Here is a 21,758-nt window from a genome sequence, read left to right as displayed (position 1 = left end):
TATTTCGAGGCGTAGTGGCGTAGCGTGCAAATACAGGAGATTGGCGGTGCCGACCTGTAATCAAGGCGGCGATCTTCAGGCAAGGGCGGCGCTCGCCGTCAATTGTACGCTCGTCGGCAAGCCGTCTGATCAAGCGGCTTCAGCACGAGTTGACCGTCGAGGCTTGTGGCGAACCACCACGTCGACCTTGTAGTCGAGCCGGTCCAGACAGCGAACCAGCCTGTCTATTGAAAACTTACCCGTGCGCCCGGTGGCGATCGCGGAGACGTCGGGCTGTTTCATTCCGAGCAGTTCAGCCGACTTCGCCTGGGTCAGGCGCCGGCGCTTGATAATGGCGCGGATCTCGCGGGCCAGCTTGGCCTTGAGCAATTCCTCTTCGGGATTGTCAAAGCCGAGGTCCGCAAACACGTTACCGCTGCTCACTTCGGCGGTGATGTCTTCTGTCATGACTTTGTTCCTTTCGCATAGTTTTCGCGGTAGTGCGCCTCGGCCGCCTTCAATCGCACTGTCACGACATCGATTTCGTGCCTGGGTGTCTCCCTGCCCTTCTTCGACTTCTTCTGGAAGCAATGAAGCACGTAGATCACCCCGGCAAAGCGCACCGCATAGACGGCCCGGTAGGTATCTCCGTCGAAGTCGTCGACCACCTCGAGGATGCTGCGGCCCCCAAACCCTTTCAGGGCTTTGACAGCCGGGTGCTCCTCACCATTCTGGGCGTCGTTGATTGCGACACCCATCAACCGGCGAACATCGACCGGAAACTCGCGCAGGTCGTCCTTCGACGACCCCATCCATACCGTGGGCTTTTGGTTTCTCATTCGCCCTTTGCCTTATAGCATACAGACTATAATTTTCAACGAAAAATCCTGACACCGCCTAGCCACTGAAAATAACTGGTTCGGCTCAGACGGCTGTTTTTTCCAGGTGATCATAGAAGCTCATAAAGGCGTGGTCCCTCATGCAATCACGGATCTTAAATTGCGGATTTCGCGCCCAACATGGTTCCCGTATCAGCGACCCCACCCTGCGGCTGTCTAGTTCTCTTCTGCCAAACTCGACAGGTTGGCAAAGCGCGTTTTAGGACAACATATCGTTCCAACGCTTTGATATGTTTTGACATATCGATGCTTACAAAATCTCAGTCCGCCAGTCCATTTAGCGCACGGGTATGCCGGGCTGGTGTGTGTCCAGACCGCCATCGATGTCCTCGGAGATTTCCTGTCGGAGCTTTGGACCTTTCGCCAGGCGCCGGCCGAGCGCGGTGACGAAGGCATCATAGCGCTCGCCAGCCTTGGCGTGGGCTGCCTGCACCGCAGGCTCGGGCAACGCTGGTGTTGTCGCCAGCCAGAAGCGGACGAAAACAGCGAGCGTCTCCACGGCAATCGCGACATCGCGCTCCTGGCGCGTCATACGGCGATCTAGCTGGTCTAGCCGCTTGGTGATCGCCGCCTCCTGCCGCTCGGCGGCATCGGGTGAGAGGAACGATTCGATGGCCGCCTCCGCGACGAGCGACCGTGAAAAATCACGGCGCGCCGCATGTTCGGCCAGCCTGCTCATGACCTTCGGATCGAGATAGACGGACAGGCGTTGTTTGCGGGGTGGCTTTACCATGGGAGCCTCACATATCCACGCCGTCACCGGGGTCGAGCGACGCCTGCCGCGCAATGCCCTGCATGAGGCGCGTCAGTCGACGGTTGCGGGCAACCTCGTCCTCCACGTCGTCCAGGTGATCGATCTCGAATTCGTTCTCGGTCGAAGGCTTCACGACCAGCTCGACGCGACTGAGCTCGGGTTGCCGACGACGCTCGGAATCAGTCGTGTCGTCATCCGTGGCCGACGGCGCCGACATGGCTTCAGCAATCTGGGGACTGGAAGGCACAGGTAGTTTCGTCCAGTCGTCGGGCCTCCCCTCCTCCGCCGCCGCCGCCAGCACCGGCGGCGGCAGGATACGCTCCCGGAAGCGAGCATCTTCATGATAGCGCGCCTTTTTGGCGCGGATCGGCGGCGCACCCGAGACCATGACAATCTCGTCGGTTGACGGCAGTTGCATCACTTCACCCGGCGTGAGCAGAGGGCGAGCCGTCTCCGAGCGGGAGACCATGAGATGACCGAGCCACGGCGAAAGCCGGTGGCCGGCATAGTTCCTCATGGCCCTCATCTCGGTCGCTGTTCCCAGCGCGTCGGACACGCGCTTGGCGGTGCGCTCATCATTGGTGGCAAAGCTTACCCGGACGTGGCAGTTGTCGAGGATCGAGTTGTTGGCGCCGTACGCCCTCTCGATCTGATTGAGGGATTGAGCGATCAGGAAGCTTTTCAGGCCGTAGCCGGCCATGAAGGCGAGCGCCGACTCGAAGAAGTCGAGACGGCCAAGCGCCGGGAACTCGTCGAGCATCAGGAGCAGCCGGTGCCCTTGCGCCCTCACCTGCAGATCTTCGGTCAGCCGGCGACCGATCTGATTGAGGATCAGGCGAATGAGCGGCTTGGTCCGGTTGATGTCGGACGGCGGCACGACAAGGTAGAGTGTCGTCGGATGCTTGTCGTCGACAAGATCGGTGATGCGCCAGTCGCAGCGGCGCGTGACCTCGGCCACGACAGGATCGCGATAGAGGCCAAGAAACGACATGGCGGTGGACAGCACGCCAGAGCGCTCGTTGTCGGATTTGTTCAAGAGCTCTCGCGCGGCGCTGGCGATGACCGGGTGCGGACCCGCTTCACCCAAATGCGCCGTTTTCATCATCGCGGACAGCGTCGATTCGATCGGACGCCTTGGATCAGAGAGGAAACCAGCAACGCCGGCAAGCGTCTTGTCCTGCTCGGCGTAAAGGACATGCAAGATCGCGCCGACCAGCAGGGCATGGCTGGTTTTCTCCCAATGGTTTCGCCGCTCGAGCGAGCCTTCGGGATCGACCAGGATGTCGGCGATGTTTTGAACGTCGCGGACTTCCCATTCGCCGCGACGCACCTCAAGCAGCGGGTTGTAGGATGAGGATTTCGGATTGGTTGGATCGAACAGCAGGACACGGCCATGCCTGGCGCGGAAGCCTGCGGTGAGCTGCCAATTCTCGCCCTTGATATCGTGAACGACGGCTGAGCTCGGCCAGGTCAGCAATGACGGGACGACGAGGCCGACACCCTTGCCCGAACGTGTGGGCGCGAAGCACAGCACATGCTCCGGTCCATCGTGGCGCAGATAGGCGCCGTCAAACCGCCCAAGCACCACTCCATCGGAGCCGAGAAGGCCCGTTGCCTTGATCTCCTGCTTGTCGGCCCAGCGGGCGGAGCCGTAGGTCTCGACCTTCTTGGCCTCGCGTGCCCGCCAGACCGACATGCCTATGGCGACGGCGACGCAGGCGAAACCGCCGGAAGCCGCGATAAAGGCTCCCTCCACGAAGATCGACGGCGCGTAGGCATCGAAGCCATACCACCACCAGAAGAAGGACGGCGGAAGGTAAAACGGAAAGCCCAGGACATGGAACCATGGCCTGCCGAGCTGGGGCTGGAACGCCAGGCGCCAGGCCACCCATTGCGTCGCGCTCCAGGTGGTGATCAGCACGATCATCAAGACCGCGAGGATCTGGCCCCAGAGTATTTTGGTGGCGGACATAGAAGCGGTCCTTTCTTCACAATGAGGTTAGAGACCGAGGGTCCGCTTGCGGGCGAAGCTCCAGTCGATGCCGCCGTCATCGCGAGCGACGCCCGAGACGTGGCGGCCAAGATGCTTTTCGAGAGACGGCGTCCAGGGCACCAGTTGGAAACCGAGGCCGTCATCGATCATGGCGAAGCGGCCCGACGCGAGCGTGAAGCGCTGCCGGTAGGAACCGGTGACATAGTCGCCGCCGCGGGCGCGGTTGAAAGGCTGGCCGGTTTCGGCCGAGAGCTTTTCGCCGAGCGCCTCCAGTTCGCGGCGACGCAGCGTGTCGATCAGGTTGCGCGTGAAGCTTATGCGTTGGCCATGCCGCTCGCCCAGGCCCTGTTGTACGAGGTGGTCGGCACGGCGCTCCATCGCCTGCCGTACCTCGGCGCCAAAGCCCCCTTCCGACAGCGCAATCGGTTCGCGGGCAATATTCTGGCGGTCAAGCCAAGTCGCGCCGGCGGCGGTAACCTGCCGCTCAATATCGAGATCGGAACGGACAGCGAGTGCTGCGCGCCCATGTCCCTGCGCGTCATGGAACTTGCGCAGCTCAACGATGGAACCCGGAGCGCTGTCGCCGGCGGCATCGAGATCGGACAGCTTGATGTGATGGGTGCGGCCGTCGATGCCATCGACCACGGCGTAAGCGCTGCCCTTCAGCTCATCATCGAGACCGCGGTCGACCAGCCGACCGACGATCGGCGTGTCGAGGCGCTCCGCCGCCAGCACATAATTCGCCGTGCCGCGCTCGATGCCCTGTTCTGTCAAGGCGCGGTGCATCCGCTTGATGATGTCACCGCGTTCGCCAAGCTCGCGCAGCGTCGCCTCGGCCTTGTCGTCGATCATCCATTGCCCCGGGCCGACCTGTTCGGCAAGGCCAAGGGTTTCGAGCTTGCGCACCCGCCCGACCTTCAGCACGTGATACTCATCGGGCTGAGCGTTTTCGGAGCAGGCAAGGTCGATGACACCTGTGTCGCGGCCGTCGCGAACAAGTTGGCGGTCAAGCTGGGTCCAGCGTTCGGCCTCGACCTGACGCTGCAGATTGCGGCGGATGTCGAGATCGGTGCGCGGGCCGAGTTCCTGGGTAACGAGATCGGCGGCGCGGGCGCGCATCCCCTCCTTGATGTAATCGCGGGAGATCACGAGATCCTGCCCGTCATCAGTGTGACCGCGCAAAATGATATGAAGGTGCGGATTGTCGGTGTTCCAGTGATCGACGCCCGCCCAATCGAGCTTCGTGCCAAGGTCCTTTTCCATCTGCCCCATCAGATCGCGGGCGAAGGATTTGAGGTCCGCCAAGTCGACGGCATCTTCCGGCGAGACGATGAAGCGGAAGTGGTGCCGATCATCGTTGCACCGCTCAGCAAAAGCACCGCCGTCCACCGCATCGGCCTGCGGCCCGAACAGCCTTGCCTTCTCCCCGTCACGGGTGACGCCCTCGCGGCGCAGATAGGTGAGATGGGCCGCAAGCAGCGCGGCGCGCGCGTGATGGCGCACCAGCCGTGTCTTGATGATCACGGAGCGCGAGCGGCCAGTGAGGAGACGATTGGCGCGGACGCTCGCCGAACGGCCACGCCCGAAGGTCGAGCGATTGCCCGGACCGATCCGGCCAGAGCGAGAGATACGGGCGCCGGCTTTCTGGGCGGCGGCAAGCGCCTGCGCGATGAAGGGCCTGGCGCGCTGGGCGCCAGACGGGCGGATGCGGCCTGGGCGGATGTGGAAATCATCGTCGCCGATCATGGCGAAGACCTCACACATCGCGTCAAGTCACGGAAACTGCGGGTAAAATGGCGTTCTGGCGAGGTGCGTGAACGCCTCGCACCTCGCGAAAATGATGCATAAGCCTTTGAAACAACACGACCGAACGACTCCGCACCTCGCGGCCTTTTATCTCGCCATCGCCCGGTTGTTTTGCAGACCCACCGTCTCCGCATACGCAGCGATGCGCTGGGGCGGCCGATTGTACGATAAAGCCAATTTGCCTTCATGGCTGGATTCCCGCCTCTTGCCGGGTCACGAAGAGGCCCGTGGACAGTGGCACGATGGCACCGACGTCGTGCACCGGGGATGCAGAGGTAGTGTCATTTGGCAGGCGCCCGACCGGCTGGAGGGCGGCAGTTTGTTTGCGATCTGGCTTGCTTTCGAACAGCGGAGCCTTTGTCCAGGGAATAGCCTCGACAGACGTGACGGCGAAAGGGCGCTTGCCCTCGCATTCGCCGATCACGGTGGCTAGCGCCGCTACGTAGGCGCGGGTCTCCGCCGGCAGCGGACGCCCGGCAAGATAGGCTTCGTAACGCGATGGTCCCGCATTGTAGGCGGCCAGAAATCCCGGCGAACCAAAGCGGTCGTGCAGTTCGCGCAGGTACGCCGTTCCGGCCAGGATGTTGTCCCGGGGATCGAATGGATCGCGGCCAAGCGACCATCGGGCGCGCAGATAGTCCCATGTACCGGGCATGATCTGCATCAAGCCGCGGGCGCCTGCGCTGGAGACGGCGCGCACATCGCCCGCGCTCTCCTTGCCCATGACGGCGCGTATCAACGCGGTCGGAACGCCGAAGCGGTGCGAGGCTTCTGCGATATGCGCGCCGAACGGATCGCGTTTGGACGACCGTGGGACGGCCAAGTCCTGCGCCACTGTAGCCGCCGGCATGACGGTCGCGATGGACAGGCCGCAAAGGAGGAGCAGAGCCATGCGCCGGGCAGCACGAAACGGCCCGGGCGCACCGCGATGGCTCGTCGACGGACGGCGAGCGCGCATCGTTCAATCCTTCTCGCTACGGTCGCGCGGGCGCGCCCAGTGCAGCGACCAGGACGTTTTGTCGTCGCCATTGCGAAAGAGGTTCGCGCGTATCGGCTGCGCGAAGGTCGGGTCGTCGAGCTGGATCGAGACATAGTCGCCGGCCTTTTCGCTGGAGCGTTTCCAGCCGGCACCAATCTCGGGGCCGTCCTCGCTTCCGGCGTGAACGCGGTAGTCAGGCGCATTCTCCGTTTCGCTCGCCTCTGCCGCCACAATGGCGATATCCAGGTTGAGGCTGAGCGTGTGGATGCGCCCGCTATAGCCAGTCTTCTGGCGCGTGAATTCCCCGATCTGTTGCATGTCAGGCTCCTGTTTTCAGTAGTGCGGTGATGAAGGCTGGCGGCACGACGCGCGCCGCCGGTCGCGCGCTCACCGCGTTGGCGCGCGCCATTCGAAGCGGCCGTTGCCGTCCTCGTCTGTCCACAGTGGGACGGCGCGGCCGATGATCTGGCTGGTGGAGAGGAGGCCGAAGTAACGTCCGTCGAGGCTGTCGCGGACCTGCCAGTTCATCAGGAAGACTTCCCCGGTCGAGACGCGGCGGCAGCCCTTCCAGACCGGCAGGTCTCGGCCGGCCCGATCACGCTCGAGCGCCGCGCCCGCCTCGATACCATCGACAGTGATGGTGAGGTTCGAGCGACAGACACGTTGCCCGGAAACGCCACGGATGCGCTTCAAGAGTGGCACGCCCCTCGGCAGATAGCCGCGATCAGCGAGGAACGCCGCGATTGGCTCGGGGGCGTCGACGGCGACAAGATCGGTGACCTCGAAGGGTCCGTCGAAGTCGATCGTGTAGAAGCCGATCGGTGCGCTGGCTGACGCATTCCAGATGAGCTTCGTGGGCATCGAAGTGAGGCCGGGATAGCCGACCCCCATGGTTGCGAGAACGCTAGCGAGGATGATCCCGGCGCGCGTCACGGCTCGGTCCTCTTGCGCAGCAGGAAGGCGCGATGTTGGTCGAGTGTGTAGCTGCGCGGCGTGTGGCCGGCGGTTATCCGGTTGTGGATGTGCCGCCAATGATCGGGCGACACCAACTCGGGCTCGATGTCGAGGCGCTGGATGGCGTCGATCGCCTGCAGCACGCGTTCGACATTGGGCCAGCTCTCGACCTTCAGCAGGATATCGCCGCCGGGGCGCACGAAGGGCAGTGTCTGATAGGCGTCGCCAGGTGCTACCGCACGCACGATATCGATGCGCGAGATGATCGTTCCAAAATCGTTCGCGGCCCAGCGCACGAACGCAAAGACCGTGCCGGGGCGATAGAACAGGATGCGCCGGCGACGATCAACAATCTGTTCGTGGGCGTGCGTGCCGAACCGTATCCAGTTCTCGATCCTCTTCTCGACCCAGGTCAGTTCGACATGGATGAGATTGTCGGTAGCGTGGTGCGTGGCCGGGAACGCGCCGCGCATGCGGGGAGCCGCGATGCCGGTCATGAAGGTTCTCCTGATGTTGCTGGGAATTTGCGCGCGAGCATCTCGCGCAGCGTGTTGGCGACGATGACGCCGTCGCGGAAAGCGGCGATGCGGTCGCGCTCCTGAGTCGTCATGTCGGTGGTCGGGCGCACGACGAGGGTCGCGAACTGATTTCCCTTGCAGGTCAATTCACCGGCGAGAGGCAGCGTCAAAGTTGCCTTGCCGACACGGCTCTTTTGATTGAGGAGTGCGGCGATCATCGGGTGGCTCCCGAGCGCGGATCAAGAGGCGGATTCGGGGCTTCGGAGACGCTGGTTGCCGTGTTGCGACCGCCAGAAACCGTCGACGTGTTCGGGGTCTTGTTGGTGGTTACGCTGAGTGCGTGGCTGGCTCGCCGGACGAGCCTCTGCACATCGCGCGTACGCACTTCAAGGTTAGATTCTGGGTTAGAGTCTAAGTTAAGGGCGCGATTTCGGCTTTGCTTTCCTAGGGTTAGGCCCAGTTTGGGTTCCTGATAGCACGAGCCTGCGGTTCCCGATGGCACGATAGGTCCGGTTCCCGATAGCACGATGCCGTCCACAGGCTTTCCACAGGAGGCGATCCGCTCGAAAGCGAGCAGCGTCCGGCCGCCCATCTCCACTTCGAGGAAGAGCGTGTAGCCGGGCAGCGGCTGGCGGCGGATGATTTCGCGCAGCTCGAAGGCAAAGCGCTTGTGGGGCGACAGGCTGCCGGATTTCTGGTGAAGGTGACGGAAGTCGAAGCGCCAGCCGTCGGGCTGGCGTCCGCCATGCTTGCGCACCAGCCGATAGAGCCAGCGCTCCAGCCCGCCAGTCAGGTCGAAATAGGCGCGATCGATCGTGAGCACGAGCGCGTCATCGAGGACTGCCTGGTAGAACCAGTCGGGGACGATCAACTCGATCCCCGCGGGTTTGCCATGGCGATCGATGCGCTCCTGCCACTCATTGATCCATGAGAAGCGGTGACGCCGGCCTTCGGCGGGCTGACGAATCGTCGTCGAGACGGTGGTCGACTGCAGCCGGTCAAGCCCCGCCTTCAGGCGCTGATAGTCGCGCAGGCTCTTGCCGCGGCCGACGAAGGTCAGAATCTCATAGGGCGTGGCGGCCATCAGGCGCGAGGTGCGAAGGCCGGCATCGCGCGCCTCGACGATCTGGCTCGCGGCCCAGATCAGGATGTCGGCGTCCCAGATGGTCGCCATGCCATGATCGGGTACGGCTTCGACCCGGATCGTGACGTTGCCGGCCGTGAAGTTGATTGGCGCGACGCGATGGGTCTTGGAGAGGGAGAAGAACGGATAGGCCATGAGATCCTGCGCATCTCGTGGGGCGAAGTCGCCAGGCAGCGCCCTGAACAGGTCGAGCTGCCCGCGCTCCGAAAGGGATTGGTTTCGTGCCGCCATTTGGAAATCCGCGCGCGGTCAGCGTGCGTATCGTCCGCCGTGCGTCGGCGGCGTCGGCGTGTGACGCTTGGCCGGCAGGACCGACCCACGCGGATCGGATGTAGAGGTGACAGCGCCGCGTTCGGCCCAAGCCTGAAGATCGTCGACGGCATAGACGACACGGCCGCCGAGCTTGCGATAGGAAGGACCAGTGCCATAGGTACGGTGCTTTTCGAGCGTGCGGGCGGACAGGCTGAGGAAATCCGCGGCTTCCTTGGTGCGCAGGAAGCGCGGCGGCAAAACGGCGATATCGGGTCGCATGGGTCGAACCTCCGTGGGGTTTTTGGGCAGCCGCTGGCGTTCAGCGGTGGACGGCGACCACGGTGGCGGAGAATGGGCTTCGCAAGGGATGGGGAAGTTGAGGGGGGCTAAAATCCCACCCCTTGTCCGGGGCCAGAACCGCTATGATCGACGGCGATGACGCAGGATCTGCAAATAGCCACCGCCAATCATGGCGGTGGCGCCTTCGACGAGGCCGATCACCGCGTCGCGCAGCGCGGAGGTCTTCCAGGGATCGGCAGCGACGCGCTTAGACCCATAAATGGCGACGGCAATGTCGCGGTAGCTCGCGCCATTCGAGTGGCCGTCAGCGGCCTGCATCATCAGACGAAAGCGGCGTCGCTGCTGTGGTGTCATCCGCGTGTCCGAAGCTGTTGGGCGCTTTTGCCAGGAACGCCAGAAACGGGTGAGTGCTTCGATGCGTCCCAACGTTTCTGCATCCAAGGGGATCAGCGCCGCCAGGTGGCCGTGCGGGTCACTGCCGGGCAGAAGGAGAAGTTGGGTCGCGACACCTGCACTATGGACACTGTGACGTCCTTCCGGGCTGTCGTGGACCACGCCCAGGCCGGTCAACGGCGCCGATCGCAAGGACGACAGGAATTCCGGCGCCGGCACGAGAGAAACCACAGCTGGATCGACGTCAGGCGACCACAGAACGTCTTGCGCCAAGGCGGACAAATCCGGCCTAGCCGGGAAATCGTAACCCCCACAGCCGCTGTGCCTCAGGCCGGAATGGTGCTTTCTCGGCTCTTGTGGTCAGGAGCGCTCGGTAGTGCCGTTGATAGGGTTCGTGACGTCGCAGGCACTCCCAGGCGAGCCCTTCGATTGGTAAAGTATCGAAATAGTCGTAGCTGTCATTGTCTCGCCAATGCGACGTATCCGGCCTCATCCAAGAGCTCCTCGCAAACAACGCGTAGACCCCGCCTCCAAACGATTCCGGGTTGTAGCGATTGGCGGAAGACCCTTGCCGGGCATCGGGTGATGCCACTTCGGCATCACCCGCGAACCACGGGCGCTGTGGTGCTAGTTGCCGGGTCGACGCAAGAGATGACGGTAGCCTGCACGCGCCATCCAGCGCGCTCGCGCCAGATGGCTGTCGTGGATGCGCCGGGCGCGTTGTGGCTCCTTCCTCAGATCAATGCCGAAGAGGATTTCGACCACCTCGCGCCAGTCCGCGCCGTCGTCGGCGGCGTCAAGCAGGCGCACATAGAGCTTGACGTGTTCCCGATCGTATTCGGTGAGTTCGTCACTGGTCGGCGCGGTTTCGTCAAACGGCTCGATCATCGCTTGCCTCGTCTTCACAGAGTGAGCCTGCATTTTATAGAAACAATTTTGCCAGCGGAGGATGGTTGATCAGCATCAGGCGATGCGGTTTCGGCATCGCTCTCGGCTTGAGTGAACCGAACCGGACGTCCGCGAAAGAAGGCCCCGGCCTTCCGGCCGGGGCCTGCGCGGGTCCCTAGTCACCCCGCCGCGCGTTCGGGCGGGACCAGATGAGCGAGAAACCCTCACCTTCCTCGTCGTCGAAGAGGTTGGCGTAGATCGGGGCGTTGAAGCTCGGATCGTCGAGCTTGAGACCCAGGTAGTCGCGGCCTTCGTTGGAGGTCTTCGACCATGCGGCGCCGATCTCGGCGCGGCCGACCAGCACCCGGTGGCTGGGAGCGTTCTCGCCAGTGGCGCGTGTGTCTGGAACGATGCGCACGTTCTTGGCCTGGACGCTGAGGGTGACGATTTCGCCGGTGAATTCGTTCGCGGTGGTCTTCTTGAAGGTGCCGATGGTAGCCATTGTAAGTCTCCGTTTTCTGTTCCCGAGCCCGCACCATGCGGCCTCGATGGCGATCACTTGGCCGGAGGCGACCGACGACGCATCGCTTGCGACCGGAGCAACGCGGAGGACGGCGCAGGAACGGCTTTCTTGTCTCGCGAGGAATGGCGGCGCTCGGGGTCCCCATGCGCTTGCGGCATGGGGTGGGAGCCGGCAGGGGAAGAAAGTCGAGACGCGCCGTTGCGGCTCAGGCGGTCGAGGCTTCAGCCGTCCTTCGGGCAGATCAGCCCATTGAAGAGGCCGTTTGGAGCGCTCTTGGGACGGATTGGCAACGGAGACACTGGTACCCAACGCGCAGCCAGCGGATCGCTACGAGCTTCACTGGCATCGCGTACACATTCCAGGCATCGGATCCCGCGCACCTCCAACGACGCGGCGACCGGTCGCGCTGCCGTCCTGCCACCGACTGGTCGGCCTGCCTTGCGACATCGACCGAAGAAAGTCCAGGTCCACAGACGGGGCCGCGCCGGCACGTGGCCGTTGCTCGATCCTTGGCATGTAGCCCGATTGCTCCAACCACCGATAGTGAGGAGGCTAGGCCTTCGTCGGTCTGGTCCATCCGCCTCGCCCGCGCGGGTCTAGCCTCGAACCACGTCCCTGCCGGATTGGTCGGCGGCTGTCATGCCCGCGACCCGGAGATATGCCGTGACGCCGACGGCGGTCGCGCCAATGATGGAAAAGACGATCTGCCAGGTTTCCGAAGGCATCATGTGCTTCGCGATGCCATGGGAGGCATGGTAGCCGGCAACGATCGCAGGCGCGATGAAGACCAGCGTGATCGCCAGCTTGGCCCACATGGGGCTGATAACGCTGAGGAGGATTTGGCCGACGCCGAGCGTCAACCCGGCTGCGAGGCTACCAACGAGGATCGCGCCAAGCCAGCCGGCACCGGTGTTGAATGCCCACGTGCCTGCGCTGACCCCGACGAACAACGGAAGGGCGAAGATAGCAAGCGTGAAGAGCAACCAGCACAGGATACCGATGGCCGCGATACAAACGAACATGCCGAGGATGATCATGGTGGTGTCTCCGAGAGAATAGCTCTGGCGATTGCGCCTTCCACCACCACCTCGGCGCAGCGCAGAGCATAGCAACGAAAACCGCAGGCGAAAACTGCCAAAGCTCTGTTTCGCCAGCGGCAATGTTCGCCCCGTCATGGGGTGAACGGGTCGATTTCGCCGATGATGGCGGTGTCGTCGCCGTCATACTCGTTCGCGGGCACGACCGAGAGAGTGCCGTCGCCGGCACGAAAGATGACGATGGCTACCATGAGGGTGGCGGCGAGGCTGAAGGCGAAGGCATGCGCGTCGGCGAGGGACATCGATCCGGCTCCTGTTTGAAGCGGAGGACCCTCCCCCGCTGACAGGCGCCCGATGTGTTCGGCCGATGGCCGCAATCACCGCGAAGGCGAAGCCGGAGCGGCGGCACGCTTCGCGTAGTCCGACCCCTTGCGGGTTGATGGCCTCAGGCCGTCGGCTGGACCAAGGATCAGCGCAATGGATCGCGGGGTGCGGGCATCTTCAAGTCAGGAGTGGTGCCGTTGGCGCGACCCACTAGCTCCAGGAGATTCTGAACGAGCTGCCGCGCGATGTGGTTGGCGCCATTATGCCGGATACGTGCCTCTTAGATCTTCAGGTGCTGAAGAACCTTGTCCGCAGTTCCCTCCCCAACCTCGCCCGCATCGTCGATGCGGCCGAGCTTCAGCACCGCCCAGCTGTCAGCTATGCCAAGCGCGAAGGGCAGGTTCTGTTCGACGATCAGGATCGTCGTGCCGTTGGCCCGGCGTTCTTCCCTAAGAGCTGTGGCGATGCGTTCGACGACGGAGGGCTGCAGGCCCTCGGAAATCTCGTCGATCAAAAGCAGCTTTGGCTGCAGCATCAGCGCGCGGCCGAGGATCAGCATCTTCTGCTCGCCGCCGGACAGCGTTCCGGCGCGTTGCGACAGCCGCTCCCTGAGGAACGGAAAATGCCCGTAGACCCGCTCGACGGCTTGCGCAAAACCGCGATCCGAACGCAGAGCGAGCCGCAGATTGTCGCGGACGCTGAGATCCTGGAACAGGGCCTGTTCCTGCGGCGCATAGCCGACGCCCGATGCAATCAGCGAAGCCTGGGAAACGCCTGACATCGACATACCGTCAAGGCGGATATCGCCCGAACGCAGCGCGACGAAACCGAGAATGGTTTTGAGCACCGTGGTCTTGCCCATGCCGTTCTTGCCCATCAGCGCAAAAATCTGCCCGGGCGCGATGGCGAGCGACAGCGCCTCGATGATGGCAACCGGCCCATAGCCACTCGAAACGTTCGACAGTGAGAGTTTCGGCACGGTGGTTTTGGCCTCTCTGGTCTCAAGCATGAGCGGCTCCCGAGTAGATCGTCCTGACCACCTCGGAATTGACGACCTCGGCGACGCTGCCGTCGAGCACAAGCCTGCCCTGGTGGAGAACGACGATCCTGGTCGAGATGTCGCGGACGAAATCGAGATCGTGCTCGACCAGGATGGCGGCGAAGCCGAGCTCGCCGGTCAGCTTCTGCAGCGTGGCGCCGATGGTGGTGCGCTCTACCTTGGTCAGCCCTGCCGTCGGTTCGTCGAGCAGGATGAGTTTTGGCTCGAGCGCGACGACCATGGCAAGCTCGAGGCTCTGCTTCTGCCCATGCGACAGCAGCGACACCGGCCGGCCGAGCATCTGGTCGAGACCGGTGGAGCGCAAGATGTCGGCGGCAGTTGCGGGCAATCCAAGCGTGGCGGAGCGGCGCAGCGGGCTTGGCGCCTGGTGCGAGGCGCGTGCCATGCGCAGGCAGTCGGCGACGGTCAGGCTGTCGAAGACGCTCGCCACCTGGAATTTTCGCCCGACGCCAAGCGCCACGATTTCGTCCGGCGTCATGCCGATGATGTCCTGGCCGGCGATGCTGACGCTTCCGGTGGTGGCTTCGGTGCCGTCACTGAGACACCGCATCAGCGTCGTCTTGCCGGCGCCATTCGGGCCGACGAGGCTGACCAGTTCGCCAGGGCGCACGTCGAGGTCGATGCCTTGCAGCACCTGCAGGCTACCGAAGGATTTGCCGAGGCCGCTGACGGAGAGCACGCGGTTGTCGCCAGCGCTGCCGTTGCCAGCCTGCGCGACGGCGATGGCCGGGCTCCCGGCGGTGTTGGTTTGAGCCGCATTGCGGCGCGGTAGCAACATTGCGAACAATTGCGCCAGCCCGTTCGGCAACAGGATAATCATGACCACAAACAGGGTTCCGACGACCAGGTTCCACAGGAAGGGCAAATCGCCCGACAGCTGGGCGCTGAGGTAGTCGATGCCGATCGCACCCATCACCGGTCCGATGATGGTGCCGCGGCCGCCAAGGGCCGTCCAGATGACGATCTCGGTGCCGAAGACGAAGCCGGTGTTTTCCGGCGCCACCACGCCCGACGCATTGGCGTAGAGGAAGCCGGCAATGCCGGCGACGCCGGCGAGGATCGTTGTCAGCACGATCTTCAGCCGTTGCGGATCGAGGCCGAGATAGGCGCAGCGCGCTTCATTGTCGCGAATGGCGACGAGCAGCTTGCCGGCATCGGAGCGGGTGAAGACCAGGGCGACGACAGTGGTGACAATCAGGCAGATGCCGGTCAGCCGGAAATAGCCCGGCAGGCCGAGCGGCAGGCCGGAATAGCCGACCAGCCCGCTGCTCGATCCTGTCCACACGCCGCCGGAAAACACCAGCTGCGTCACCACGATCGGCACAACCAGCGAGATCACGGTCGCATAGAGCGGTGTCGAGCCATGGCCGAACGACAGCCAGCCGACGAAGGCGCCGAGCAGCACCGGCACGAGGATCGCCAGGGCCAGCGCCAGTGCCAGAAAGGCGGGCGTCGAGCCGAGATGGCTGAGCACCATGGCGCTGGCATAGGCGCCGGTGCCGAAGAACGCCGCCTGGCCAAAAGTCAGGATGCCGGTGTAGCCCCACAGAATGTCGACGGTCACCGCCAGCATGGCGTAGATCATCGAGCGGGTCAGCACGTTGAGCGTGAAGCGGTCGAACAGCGCAGGGCCGATGATGACGACGACCGCCGTTGCAAGCGCAAGGGCTGCAAACAGCCAGGCCCGCGGCGGGATGGAACGGCTTTCAGGCACGGGCAAATCCCTTCGGGCTGATGCGCAGCACCAGGGCGCACAGGACCGCCACCGTGATGCCGCCAAGAATGGGGCTGACGAAGGTGCTGACCAGAACCTGGGCGCCACCGAAGACGAGGCAGGCGATGGCCAGCGTCGAGAAGGACGAGCCGGCGACCATGACCAGCATGAACGAGCCGATCAGCCAGGCGACGCCCATATTCGGATCGACGCTGGTCAGCGGCGTCAGAAGCACGCCGGCGAGTGCCGCCAGTCCGGTGCCGACCATGAAGGTGGCCAGACGCACGCGCGCCGTGTCGATGCCGAGCGCACGGGCCAGCATCTCGTTCATAATCACCGCTTGCGCCGACAGGCCGAGCCGCGTGCCTTCGAGCAGGAAGGTGAAGGCAAGCCCGATGACCAGCGCGGCAGCGACCGCGAACAGCCGGTAGAGCGAATAGCCGACGCCAAAGACATCGACCGTTCCCGAGAGGAGATTGGGGGTGAATTGCACGTCGCGCCCGAACCACAGCGTGATCAACTGGCCGATGACGATGCCGAGACCCCAGGTCGCCAGAATGGCGTCGAGCGGCCGGCGATAGAGTGGCCGCACGATCACCAGTTCGGTGATGCCGCCAAGGATTGCGCCGACGGCAAAGGCGATCGGCAGCGCTGCCCAGGGATTGAGCCCGAGGCCGGCCGTCGCCACCGCGCAATAGGCGCCGATGGTCAGCCATGCGCCGTGGGCGAAATTGATGATCTTCAGCACGCCGAAGATCGCCAGCAGGCCGGCAGCGACGATGAACAGGATCGCCGCCGTCGTCACCATGTCCAGCAGAAGCGTCATGGCAAGTTCCCGTTCGTGTGGAACGGGGCGGCGCGGAACCGCCGCCCCATTGCTGATACAGACGCGACTACAGCTTCGGGCACTGCTCGCCGGGGTCGACATCCTTGAAGGTGTCGACGACGGAAACCGAACCGTCCGCCTTTACCTGGCCGAGATACATGGTCAGCGGAGCGTGGTGCTGCTTGTTCATCGAGACCGTGCCACGCGGGCCGGTGAAGGATACCTCGGCGAGTGCCGCAAGCACAGCTGCAGTGTCGGTCGACCCGGCTTTCTCGACCGCGGCCTTGTAGAGGTAGATGCCTTCATATTCAGGCACCGAGAGGTCGTTGGGGGTGCGCAGATCCGCACCGAACTTCTTCTCGATCGCTGTAAGGAAGCTCTTGTTGGCGTCGCTGTCGATGCTGGTGACGTAGGAAGCTGAAATGAAGATGCCAGCCGCGTCCGCGCCCATGCTCTTTGCGGTCCCCTCGTCGACCGCGAGGTTGCCATAGGGGATGGTAACACCGGCGCCGCGCAGCTGCTTGGTCAAGGTGACGTTCGGCGCGCCGCCCGCCGTCGAGGTGATCACCGCATCGGCGCCCGAGCTCTTCAGATTGGAGATGATCGCCGTCCAGTCACTCCCTTCCATCGGCAGATACTCCTCGCCGACGACGCTGGCGCCCGACTTCTCGATATAGGCCTTGGCGAATTCCAGCATGCCGCGGCCGAATGAATAATCCGAGCCGATCAGGAAGAACTTCTTGGCGCCTTGCGTCTTGATGAAATTGTCGACGATCGGCGGCACCTGCTGCTCCGGCACCCAGGCATTGACGAACAGGTTGGCGTTGCAGGATTTGCCCTCGTAGAACGAGGTGTAGATGTAGGGGATGTCGCCCTTGGAGATGATCGGCAGGCCGGCATTGCGGGCAGCACTGGTCTCCATGGTGATGACGGCGTTGACCTCCTTCTGGAAGACCAGCGAATCGAAGGCTTTTTGCGCGCCGGCCGCACCCGAGGCATCGTCGGCGATCTCCAGCGCAAGCTGGCGTCCGAGCACGCCGCCGGCGGCATTGATCTCGGCGACCGCGAGTTCGGCCGATTGGACGACCGACGGTGCGACGACGCTGTTGGCGCCGGAGAGACCGACCGGGATGCCGATCTTGATCGGGCCGTCCGCGGCGAAGGCGGCGCTGGTCAGGGCGGCGCCGGCGAAGGCAAGGATCACTGCTCTGTTCTTCATGGTATTCCCCTTTCTCTGGTTGATCGTACCGGGTAGTGCCGGCTTCTTCTTGGTTATCCGTAGACGTCTGCGCGGCGGTCGCCGATAGCGTCGTTGCGCTCGCTCAGCGCGCGGGCCCTGGCGACCTCGCCGAGGTTGATCGTGGCGATTAGGATTTCCTCGTCGGCTTCGCTGGCCGGCCCGGCGATCGGCCAGCCGGTCGGGCCGACGATCAGGCTTCTGCCGACAAAGGGCTGGCCGCGCTCGATGCCGACACGGTCGGCGCAGGCGATGTAGATGCCGTTGCTGTGGGCGGCCGCCTTGTGCAGGATGTTGGCCATCGGCTCCGGGTGATCGCCCTGAGCGGGCATCGGCACCCAGTTGGTCGGCACGCAGACCAGCTCAGCACCCTTCAGCGCCAGCTGCCGGTAGGTTTCCGGGAACCAGCCGTCATAGCAGATCGCCACGCCGATCCTGCCGATCGCGGTCTCGAACACCGGCAGGCCGAGATTGCCCGGCTGGAAGTAGAGTTTTTCGCGGTTCCACAGATGCAGCTTGCGATAGGTGCCGATAGGACCCGATGGCCCGCACAGCATGGCGGCGTTGAAGAACCGGTCGCCATCGCGCTCGGCAAGACCGCTGACGATGTGGAGGCCGAGTTCGCTGGCCAGCGAGCACAGCAGCGCTGCACTGCGTCCCTCCGGAATGGGCGCTGCGAGTTCGGCGAGCTCTTCCCGGCTGTCGAAGACATAGCCGCTGTCGGCGAGTTCCGGCAGCACCACCACCGAGGCGCCGAGACCGGCAGCCTGGCGGATCAGCCGCTCCATCGATCTGAGATTCCTGTCCAGCCGGCCGATCGCCGGTTGGAACTGGATGCAGGCCAGACGGAGGTCCGTGGATGCTGTCGCCAATAGTGCCAAAGCCTGTCTCCAAACGCAAAAAACCCCTGGGCGCGGAAGTCATCCGCGAGCCAAGGGCTACATAGCCATCAATGTGAAACGGCATTCCTGCCGAAGAGCAAACCTGCTCGTGCTTTAAGAAGTTGCACGGACGCGAGACTGCGTCAAGAGCCTAAGATTCCGGCACCAAACGACGGTGAAGAGTTCAATTTATATAAGTTAAATCAGCTGGTTATGAAAAGTTTCTGCTGCGACTTGCCGCCGGCATCCTATCGATCGTTCGGCTGCTTCTGATTGCCCTGTGCGGAAATCCCGAAGCCGAAAGCCCGCATCGCTTCCTGCGCGGCGAGGATGCCATCGGCCACGGAAACCAGCGCGATGCGCTTCGATGTCGCCTGGTCGCGGATCAATTTGTAGGCAGTCTCCTCGTCGACGCCGTTCATCTCGACCAGCACCTTGACCGCCTTCTCGATCGTCCGTCGACCTTTCAGTGTATCCTCCAGCTTGCGCACCTTGTTGGCCAGCCGCCCTTCATAGCCGTAGCGATAGCGGGCCAGCGCAAATTGCGTCAGTACGCCCAGCTGCCGGAGCGGCTTGGTGATGACGCCATGGGCGTTGAGGTCGATGATCGCCTTGATCGAAGTCGGGCTTTCGTAGGTGACGATGGCGACGACGGCTGCACTGACGCCTTCGATCAGTGACACCATCGCATCGGTCGGCGCTTCGCCCACCTGCACGAACACCGTGTCGATATCGCCCGGGATCGACGCCGGCGGCGGCCATGCCGCCCGGACCTCGCAGCCGAGGCGCCGCAAGTGATCGACAAGTGCCGCGCCGTCCTCGTCCTTGGGATGGATGACGAGGATCTTCGCTTGCCTGAGATCGTTGAGGATGCGTTTGAGCGTTGCCGTCATGGTTTTACAGCCACGGCTCTTCGAAATGGGTCGAGGCGAGATAGGGGTCAGGCCGGATCGCGACCTGCGACTGCCAGGCGATGTCGAACTGGCCGGCAGCGTTGGCGATGCCGATACGCGGCGTCGACCAGACGTGGCGGTTTTCCTGGTCGAACATCATCCGTCCCTCCGGCGACGCATAGTCGACTTCAAGTGCTGCCTGGCTGAGGCGGAAGGTGTCGAGGGTTCCGGCCTTCGCCAGCGCGCGGGCAAACAGATGCACTTGCGTATACGCGGTTTGCGACCACATGGTCGCGGTTGTGCGGTCGCCAAAGCGGCGGGCCAGGTCACCGACAAAGCGCTGGTTCTCGTCGCTGTCGACACTCGCCAGATAAGGCGCCGCCAGCACATGACCGGTGCAGTGCTCGGCGCCGATCACCCGGATCTCCCCTTCGGCCAAGGTCAGGCTGGCGATCGGCCGCTTTGTCCGGTCGATACCGGCCTCGGCATAGAGCCTGTAGAGGATTTGCGCACTGCGCCCGATCACCGTCGAGAAGACGGCGTCCGGCGCGGCCTTCTCGATGTCGGCCATCAGCCGGTGGATCCGGCCTTCGTCGGCATCGAGCGGCACATATTGTTCCTCGACAATGGTGCCGCCCTTGCATTCCAGCAGGTCGCGCATCACCCGGTTGGATTCATGCGGGTAAATGTAGTCGGACCCGGCCATGAACACGCGCGGCCCGTAGCGTTGCAGGATGAAGTCGGCCAGCGCGAAGGTGTTCTGGTTGAGCGTGGCGCCGGTGTAGAGGACGTTTTCGGAATATTCGAAACCCTCGTAGATCGAGGGATACCAGAGCAAGCCGTTGTAGCGCTCGACGATCGGCAGCACCGCCTTGCGGCTGCCCGACATCGAACAGCCAAAAATGACGTTGACGTCGTCCTCGGTCAAAAGCTTGCGGGCCAGCGACCGAAACGCCTCGGGGTCGCTACCCGGGTCGTAGGCTATGGGCTCGATCTGCCGCCCCAGCACGCCACCGCCGGCATTGATCTCCTCGATGGCAAGCGCAGTCCCGTAGAAATGCTCGCTTTCGGTGACCGAAGTGATGCCGCTGCGCGAAAAAAGGATGCCGACGCGCCATGTCTGGGCTGTTCCTGTCACGGCAATCCTCCCCTGCGCTTTTCCGGCAAAGGCCTATTGCACGCGGGGCGCCATGGCAATCGCGTAAACTTGCCGTTTGCGTCGTGAAAGATGTATTTCCTCTTGAGCGAGAAAGAAGACATTGCAAATAGGGCGGGCCAAACCTGCTTGGCGTTTGCGTGGGTCAAAAAGGCGGCACTCACGAGTTGCCGAGCCGATAGACCGGGATGCCGAGCTTGCGGGCCTTGTCCGCGAGGTTCTCCTGAATGCCGGTGCCCGGAAAGATGATGACACCGATCGGCATGACCGCCAGCATCTGGTCGTTGCGCTTAAAGGGAGCGGCCTTAGCATGTTTGCTCCAGTCGGGCTTGAAGGCGACCTGCGGCACCCTGCGATGATCGGCCCAGCGGGCGGCGATCTTTTCGGCGCCTTTCGGTGATCCGCCGTGCATCAGCACCATGTCGGGGTGCTTGGCGCGGATTTGGTCGAGCTTTGCCCAGATCAACTCGTGATCGGCGGTATCGCCGCCGGAGAAGGCGATCTTGGGGCCGGCGGGTAACATGACCTCGGTTTCCGCGCGCCGCCTGGCCGCGAGGAAGTCGCGGCTATCGATCATTGCGGCGGTGAGATGGTGGTGGTTGATCATCGATCCCGTGCGCGGTCGCCAGGCCGAGCCGGTGTACTGATCGTAGTGGTCGGCGGCCTGGTCACGCATCAGCTCGAAGGCATCGCGCCGTTCGATCATGGTCTGGCCCTGGGCGGTGAGTGTCTCGAGTTCAACCGCCTTGATCTCGCTGCCGTCCTGTTCGCGCTGCAGGCGGCGCTGGGCCTGCTCATTGTCGTCCAGTTGCCGCTCGATCCGTTGTGCAGCTCGGTGGAAGACATTGGTGACGGACCAGAGCAGGTCATCAAGGTCGGGTTCGAGGCGCGTGTCGGCCAGGGTGCCGATGAGGGCGTCAAAGATGTCGGCCACGGCTCCGGCCACGTGGTCGCCACCGGGGAGCGGTCGCGGATCGGGCTCGTCCGCAAATGGGCGCCAGCCATAGAGCTGGAGCTCGGTGAGGATGTGATCGGTCGGAGAAGCGGCGTGGTGCGGTTCAATGTCGTCGTGCTCGCTCATGGGGATGCTCCCGTCGGTTTGACCGCGACCCTCGCGGCCTTCATGGCGACGAGAGCCCACGGGCGGGTTGGCCCGACACCCGAAGCGAAGCGGAGGGCCGGAGCGCAGCGGAGGATGGCGGCGGCCGGCTATTTTGCATCGCGATGGAAAGGCGTCGCGCCCAATCG

The 21,758-nt window shown here is 63.6% G+C and carries 26 protein-coding genes; all 26 read right to left on the bottom strand.

What is annotated here, in order from left to right; translation table 11 throughout:
• Positions 1–129: 129 nt before the first annotated feature.
• Entirely contained in the window at positions 130–447 is a 318-nt protein-coding gene (locus NKI66_RS03370) for a helix-turn-helix domain-containing protein (RefSeq protein ID WP_006338687.1), read from the bottom strand.
• Complete coding sequence (locus NKI66_RS03365; protein WP_352750852.1) at positions 444–818, bottom strand: type II toxin-antitoxin system RelE/ParE family toxin; 375 nt, start codon at positions 816–818, stop codon at positions 444–446. The genes NKI66_RS03370 and NKI66_RS03365 overlap by 4 nt, the downstream gene beginning before the upstream one ends.
• Before the next feature lie 337 nt (positions 819–1,155).
• Entirely contained in the window at positions 1,156–1,611 is a 456-nt protein-coding gene (locus tag NKI66_RS03360) for a ribbon-helix-helix domain-containing protein (protein ID WP_352750849.1), read from the bottom strand.
• Between the two features lie 7 nt (positions 1,612–1,618).
• The gene (locus NKI66_RS03355; protein WP_352750846.1) at positions 1,619–3,604 is read right to left on the bottom strand and encodes a conjugal transfer protein TraG; all 1,986 of its coding nucleotides are present in this window, start codon (positions 3,602–3,604) and stop codon (positions 1,619–1,621) included.
• A gap of 27 nt (positions 3,605–3,631) precedes the next feature.
• Positions 3,632–5,371 (bottom strand): relaxase/mobilization nuclease domain-containing protein, encoded by a 1,740-nt coding sequence (locus NKI66_RS03350; protein ID WP_352750843.1) that lies wholly within the window; start codon positions 5,369–5,371, stop codon positions 3,632–3,634.
• Between the two features lie 244 nt (positions 5,372–5,615).
• The gene (locus NKI66_RS03345) at positions 5,616–6,389 is read right to left on the bottom strand and encodes a lytic transglycosylase domain-containing protein (protein WP_352750841.1); all 774 of its coding nucleotides are present in this window, start codon (positions 6,387–6,389) and stop codon (positions 5,616–5,618) included.
• Between the two features lie 3 nt (positions 6,390–6,392).
• Positions 6,393–6,728 carry a DUF736 domain-containing protein gene (locus NKI66_RS03340; protein WP_352677194.1) on the bottom strand — a complete coding sequence of 112 codons (336 nt, stop codon included), beginning with the start codon at positions 6,726–6,728 and terminating at the stop codon, positions 6,393–6,395.
• Positions 6,729–6,797: 69 nt separating this feature from the next.
• Complete coding sequence (locus tag NKI66_RS03335) at positions 6,798–7,343, bottom strand: S26 family signal peptidase (protein ID WP_352750838.1); 546 nt, start codon at positions 7,341–7,343, stop codon at positions 6,798–6,800.
• Positions 7,340–7,861 carry a DUF2840 domain-containing protein gene (locus NKI66_RS03330; protein WP_352750836.1) on the bottom strand — a complete coding sequence of 174 codons (522 nt, stop codon included), beginning with the start codon at positions 7,859–7,861 and terminating at the stop codon, positions 7,340–7,342. Before NKI66_RS03330 ends, NKI66_RS03335 begins: the two co-directional genes overlap by 4 nt.
• The gene (locus NKI66_RS03325) at positions 7,858–8,100 is read right to left on the bottom strand and encodes a hypothetical protein (RefSeq protein WP_352750833.1); all 243 of its coding nucleotides are present in this window, start codon (positions 8,098–8,100) and stop codon (positions 7,858–7,860) included. Before NKI66_RS03325 ends, NKI66_RS03330 begins: the two co-directional genes overlap by 4 nt.
• Complete coding sequence (locus NKI66_RS03320) at positions 8,097–9,257, bottom strand: replication initiator protein A (protein WP_352750830.1); 1,161 nt, start codon at positions 9,255–9,257, stop codon at positions 8,097–8,099. Before NKI66_RS03320 ends, NKI66_RS03325 begins: the two co-directional genes overlap by 4 nt.
• Before the next feature lie 18 nt (positions 9,258–9,275).
• Positions 9,276–9,557, bottom strand: coding sequence for a helix-turn-helix transcriptional regulator (locus NKI66_RS03315; protein ID WP_023690466.1), 282 nt, complete (start codon positions 9,555–9,557; stop codon positions 9,276–9,278).
• 141 nt (positions 9,558–9,698) lie between these two features.
• A complete protein-coding gene (locus tag NKI66_RS03310) occupies positions 9,699–10,244 on the bottom strand; it encodes a DUF2285 domain-containing protein (RefSeq protein WP_352750828.1) in 546 nt (181 codons plus the stop codon).
• Positions 10,245–10,260: 16 nt separating this feature from the next.
• Positions 10,261–10,464 carry a transcriptional regulator domain-containing protein gene (locus NKI66_RS03305; RefSeq protein WP_245266190.1) on the bottom strand — a complete coding sequence of 68 codons (204 nt, stop codon included), beginning with the start codon at positions 10,462–10,464 and terminating at the stop codon, positions 10,261–10,263.
• A gap of 134 nt (positions 10,465–10,598) precedes the next feature.
• Positions 10,599–10,859: a DNA -binding domain-containing protein gene (locus NKI66_RS03300; protein ID WP_352750825.1), complete on the bottom strand. Its 261-nt coding sequence runs from the start codon at positions 10,857–10,859 to the stop codon at positions 10,599–10,601.
• Positions 10,860–11,034: 175 nt separating this feature from the next.
• A complete protein-coding gene (locus NKI66_RS03295; RefSeq protein WP_352547069.1) occupies positions 11,035–11,361 on the bottom strand; it encodes a DUF736 domain-containing protein in 327 nt (108 codons plus the stop codon).
• Positions 11,362–11,978: 617 nt separating this feature from the next.
• Positions 11,979–12,419, bottom strand: coding sequence for a hypothetical protein (locus NKI66_RS03290; RefSeq protein WP_352750822.1), 441 nt, complete (start codon positions 12,417–12,419; stop codon positions 11,979–11,981).
• Positions 12,420–12,553: 134 nt separating this feature from the next.
• Positions 12,554–12,721 (bottom strand): hypothetical protein, encoded by a 168-nt coding sequence (locus NKI66_RS03285; protein ID WP_352703779.1) that lies wholly within the window; start codon positions 12,719–12,721, stop codon positions 12,554–12,556.
• A 302-nt stretch (positions 12,722–13,023) separates the two neighbouring features.
• Complete coding sequence (locus tag NKI66_RS03280; RefSeq protein WP_352703777.1) at positions 13,024–13,752, bottom strand: ABC transporter ATP-binding protein; 729 nt, start codon at positions 13,750–13,752, stop codon at positions 13,024–13,026.
• The gene (locus tag NKI66_RS03275) at positions 13,745–15,523 is read right to left on the bottom strand and encodes a branched-chain amino acid ABC transporter ATP-binding protein/permease (RefSeq protein WP_352750819.1); all 1,779 of its coding nucleotides are present in this window, start codon (positions 15,521–15,523) and stop codon (positions 13,745–13,747) included. Before NKI66_RS03275 ends, NKI66_RS03280 begins: the two co-directional genes overlap by 8 nt.
• Positions 15,510–16,343 (bottom strand): branched-chain amino acid ABC transporter permease, encoded by an 834-nt coding sequence (locus NKI66_RS03270; protein WP_352750816.1) that lies wholly within the window; start codon positions 16,341–16,343, stop codon positions 15,510–15,512. Before NKI66_RS03270 ends, NKI66_RS03275 begins: the two co-directional genes overlap by 14 nt.
• A 67-nt stretch (positions 16,344–16,410) precedes the next feature.
• Positions 16,411–17,562 (bottom strand): substrate-binding protein, encoded by a 1,152-nt coding sequence (locus NKI66_RS03265; protein WP_352703771.1) that lies wholly within the window; start codon positions 17,560–17,562, stop codon positions 16,411–16,413.
• A gap of 53 nt (positions 17,563–17,615) precedes the next feature.
• Entirely contained in the window at positions 17,616–18,461 is an 846-nt protein-coding gene (locus tag NKI66_RS03260; RefSeq protein ID WP_352750812.1) for a nitrilase family protein, read from the bottom strand.
• A 248-nt stretch (positions 18,462–18,709) separates the two neighbouring features.
• Positions 18,710–19,354, bottom strand: a complete 645-nt coding sequence (locus tag NKI66_RS03255; protein WP_352750809.1) for an ANTAR domain-containing response regulator — start codon at positions 19,352–19,354, stop codon at positions 18,710–18,712.
• Between the two features lie 4 nt (positions 19,355–19,358).
• The gene (locus tag NKI66_RS03250) at positions 19,359–20,492 is read right to left on the bottom strand and encodes a transporter substrate-binding domain-containing protein (RefSeq protein WP_352750806.1); all 1,134 of its coding nucleotides are present in this window, start codon (positions 20,490–20,492) and stop codon (positions 19,359–19,361) included.
• A gap of 178 nt (positions 20,493–20,670) precedes the next feature.
• Positions 20,671–21,591, bottom strand: coding sequence for a DUF2493 domain-containing protein (locus NKI66_RS03245; protein ID WP_352750803.1), 921 nt, complete (start codon positions 21,589–21,591; stop codon positions 20,671–20,673).
• Positions 21,592–21,758 lie beyond the last annotated feature (167 nt).

The sequence above is a fragment of the Mesorhizobium sp. M0518 genome, assembly GCF_040321125.1.
Taxonomy (GTDB): domain Bacteria; phylum Pseudomonadota; class Alphaproteobacteria; order Rhizobiales; family Rhizobiaceae; genus Mesorhizobium.
The sequence above is the reverse complement of the archived record's forward strand: the minus strand, read 5'-3'. Positions and strand labels throughout refer to the sequence as shown.

Excerpts from the sequence above, each read along its gene's own strand:
- NKI66_RS03265 (WP_352703771.1), bottom strand. The coding sequence starts at position 17,562 with ATGAAGAACAGAGCAGTGATCCTTGCCTTCGCCGGCGCCGCCCTGACC.
- NKI66_RS03255 (WP_352750809.1), bottom strand. The coding sequence starts at position 19,354 with ATGACGGCAACGCTCAAACGCATCCTCAACGATCTCAGGCAAGCGAAG.
- NKI66_RS03285 (WP_352703779.1), bottom strand. The coding sequence starts at position 12,721 with ATGTCCCTCGCCGACGCGCATGCCTTCGCCTTCAGCCTCGCCGCCACC.
- NKI66_RS03320 (WP_352750830.1), bottom strand. The coding sequence starts at position 9,257 with ATGGCGGCACGAAACCAATCCCTTTCGGAGCGCGGGCAGCTCGACCTG.
- NKI66_RS03290 (WP_352750822.1), bottom strand. The coding sequence starts at position 12,419 with ATGATCATCCTCGGCATGTTCGTTTGTATCGCGGCCATCGGTATCCTG.
- NKI66_RS03330 (WP_352750836.1), bottom strand. The coding sequence starts at position 7,861 with ATGACCGGCATCGCGGCTCCCCGCATGCGCGGCGCGTTCCCGGCCACG.
- NKI66_RS03270 (WP_352750816.1), bottom strand. The coding sequence starts at position 16,343 with ATGACGCTTCTGCTGGACATGGTGACGACGGCGGCGATCCTGTTCATC.
- NKI66_RS03345 (WP_352750841.1), bottom strand. The coding sequence starts at position 6,389 with ATGCGCGCTCGCCGTCCGTCGACGAGCCATCGCGGTGCGCCCGGGCCG.
- NKI66_RS03355 (WP_352750846.1), bottom strand. The coding sequence starts at position 3,604 with ATGTCCGCCACCAAAATACTCTGGGGCCAGATCCTCGCGGTCTTGATG.
- NKI66_RS03350 (WP_352750843.1), bottom strand. The coding sequence starts at position 5,371 with ATGATCGGCGACGATGATTTCCACATCCGCCCAGGCCGCATCCGCCCG.
- NKI66_RS03300 (WP_352750825.1), bottom strand. The coding sequence starts at position 10,859 with ATGATCGAGCCGTTTGACGAAACCGCGCCGACCAGTGACGAACTCACC.
- NKI66_RS03325 (WP_352750833.1), bottom strand. The coding sequence starts at position 8,100 with ATGATCGCCGCACTCCTCAATCAAAAGAGCCGTGTCGGCAAGGCAACT.
- NKI66_RS03245 (WP_352750803.1), bottom strand. The coding sequence starts at position 21,591 with ATGAGCGAGCACGACGACATTGAACCGCACCACGCCGCTTCTCCGACC.
- NKI66_RS03305 (WP_245266190.1), bottom strand. The coding sequence starts at position 10,464 with ATGAGGCCGGATACGTCGCATTGGCGAGACAATGACAGCTACGACTAT.
- NKI66_RS03280 (WP_352703777.1), bottom strand. The coding sequence starts at position 13,752 with ATGCTTGAGACCAGAGAGGCCAAAACCACCGTGCCGAAACTCTCACTG.
- NKI66_RS03295 (WP_352547069.1), bottom strand. The coding sequence starts at position 11,361 with ATGGCTACCATCGGCACCTTCAAGAAGACCACCGCGAACGAATTCACC.
- NKI66_RS03360 (WP_352750849.1), bottom strand. The coding sequence starts at position 1,611 with ATGGTAAAGCCACCCCGCAAACAACGCCTGTCCGTCTATCTCGATCCG.
- NKI66_RS03315 (WP_023690466.1), bottom strand. The coding sequence starts at position 9,557 with ATGCGACCCGATATCGCCGTTTTGCCGCCGCGCTTCCTGCGCACCAAG.
- NKI66_RS03365 (WP_352750852.1), bottom strand. The coding sequence starts at position 818 with ATGAGAAACCAAAAGCCCACGGTATGGATGGGGTCGTCGAAGGACGAC.
- NKI66_RS03340 (WP_352677194.1), bottom strand. The coding sequence starts at position 6,728 with ATGCAACAGATCGGGGAATTCACGCGCCAGAAGACTGGCTATAGCGGG.
- NKI66_RS03370 (WP_006338687.1), bottom strand. The coding sequence starts at position 447 with ATGACAGAAGACATCACCGCCGAAGTGAGCAGCGGTAACGTGTTTGCG.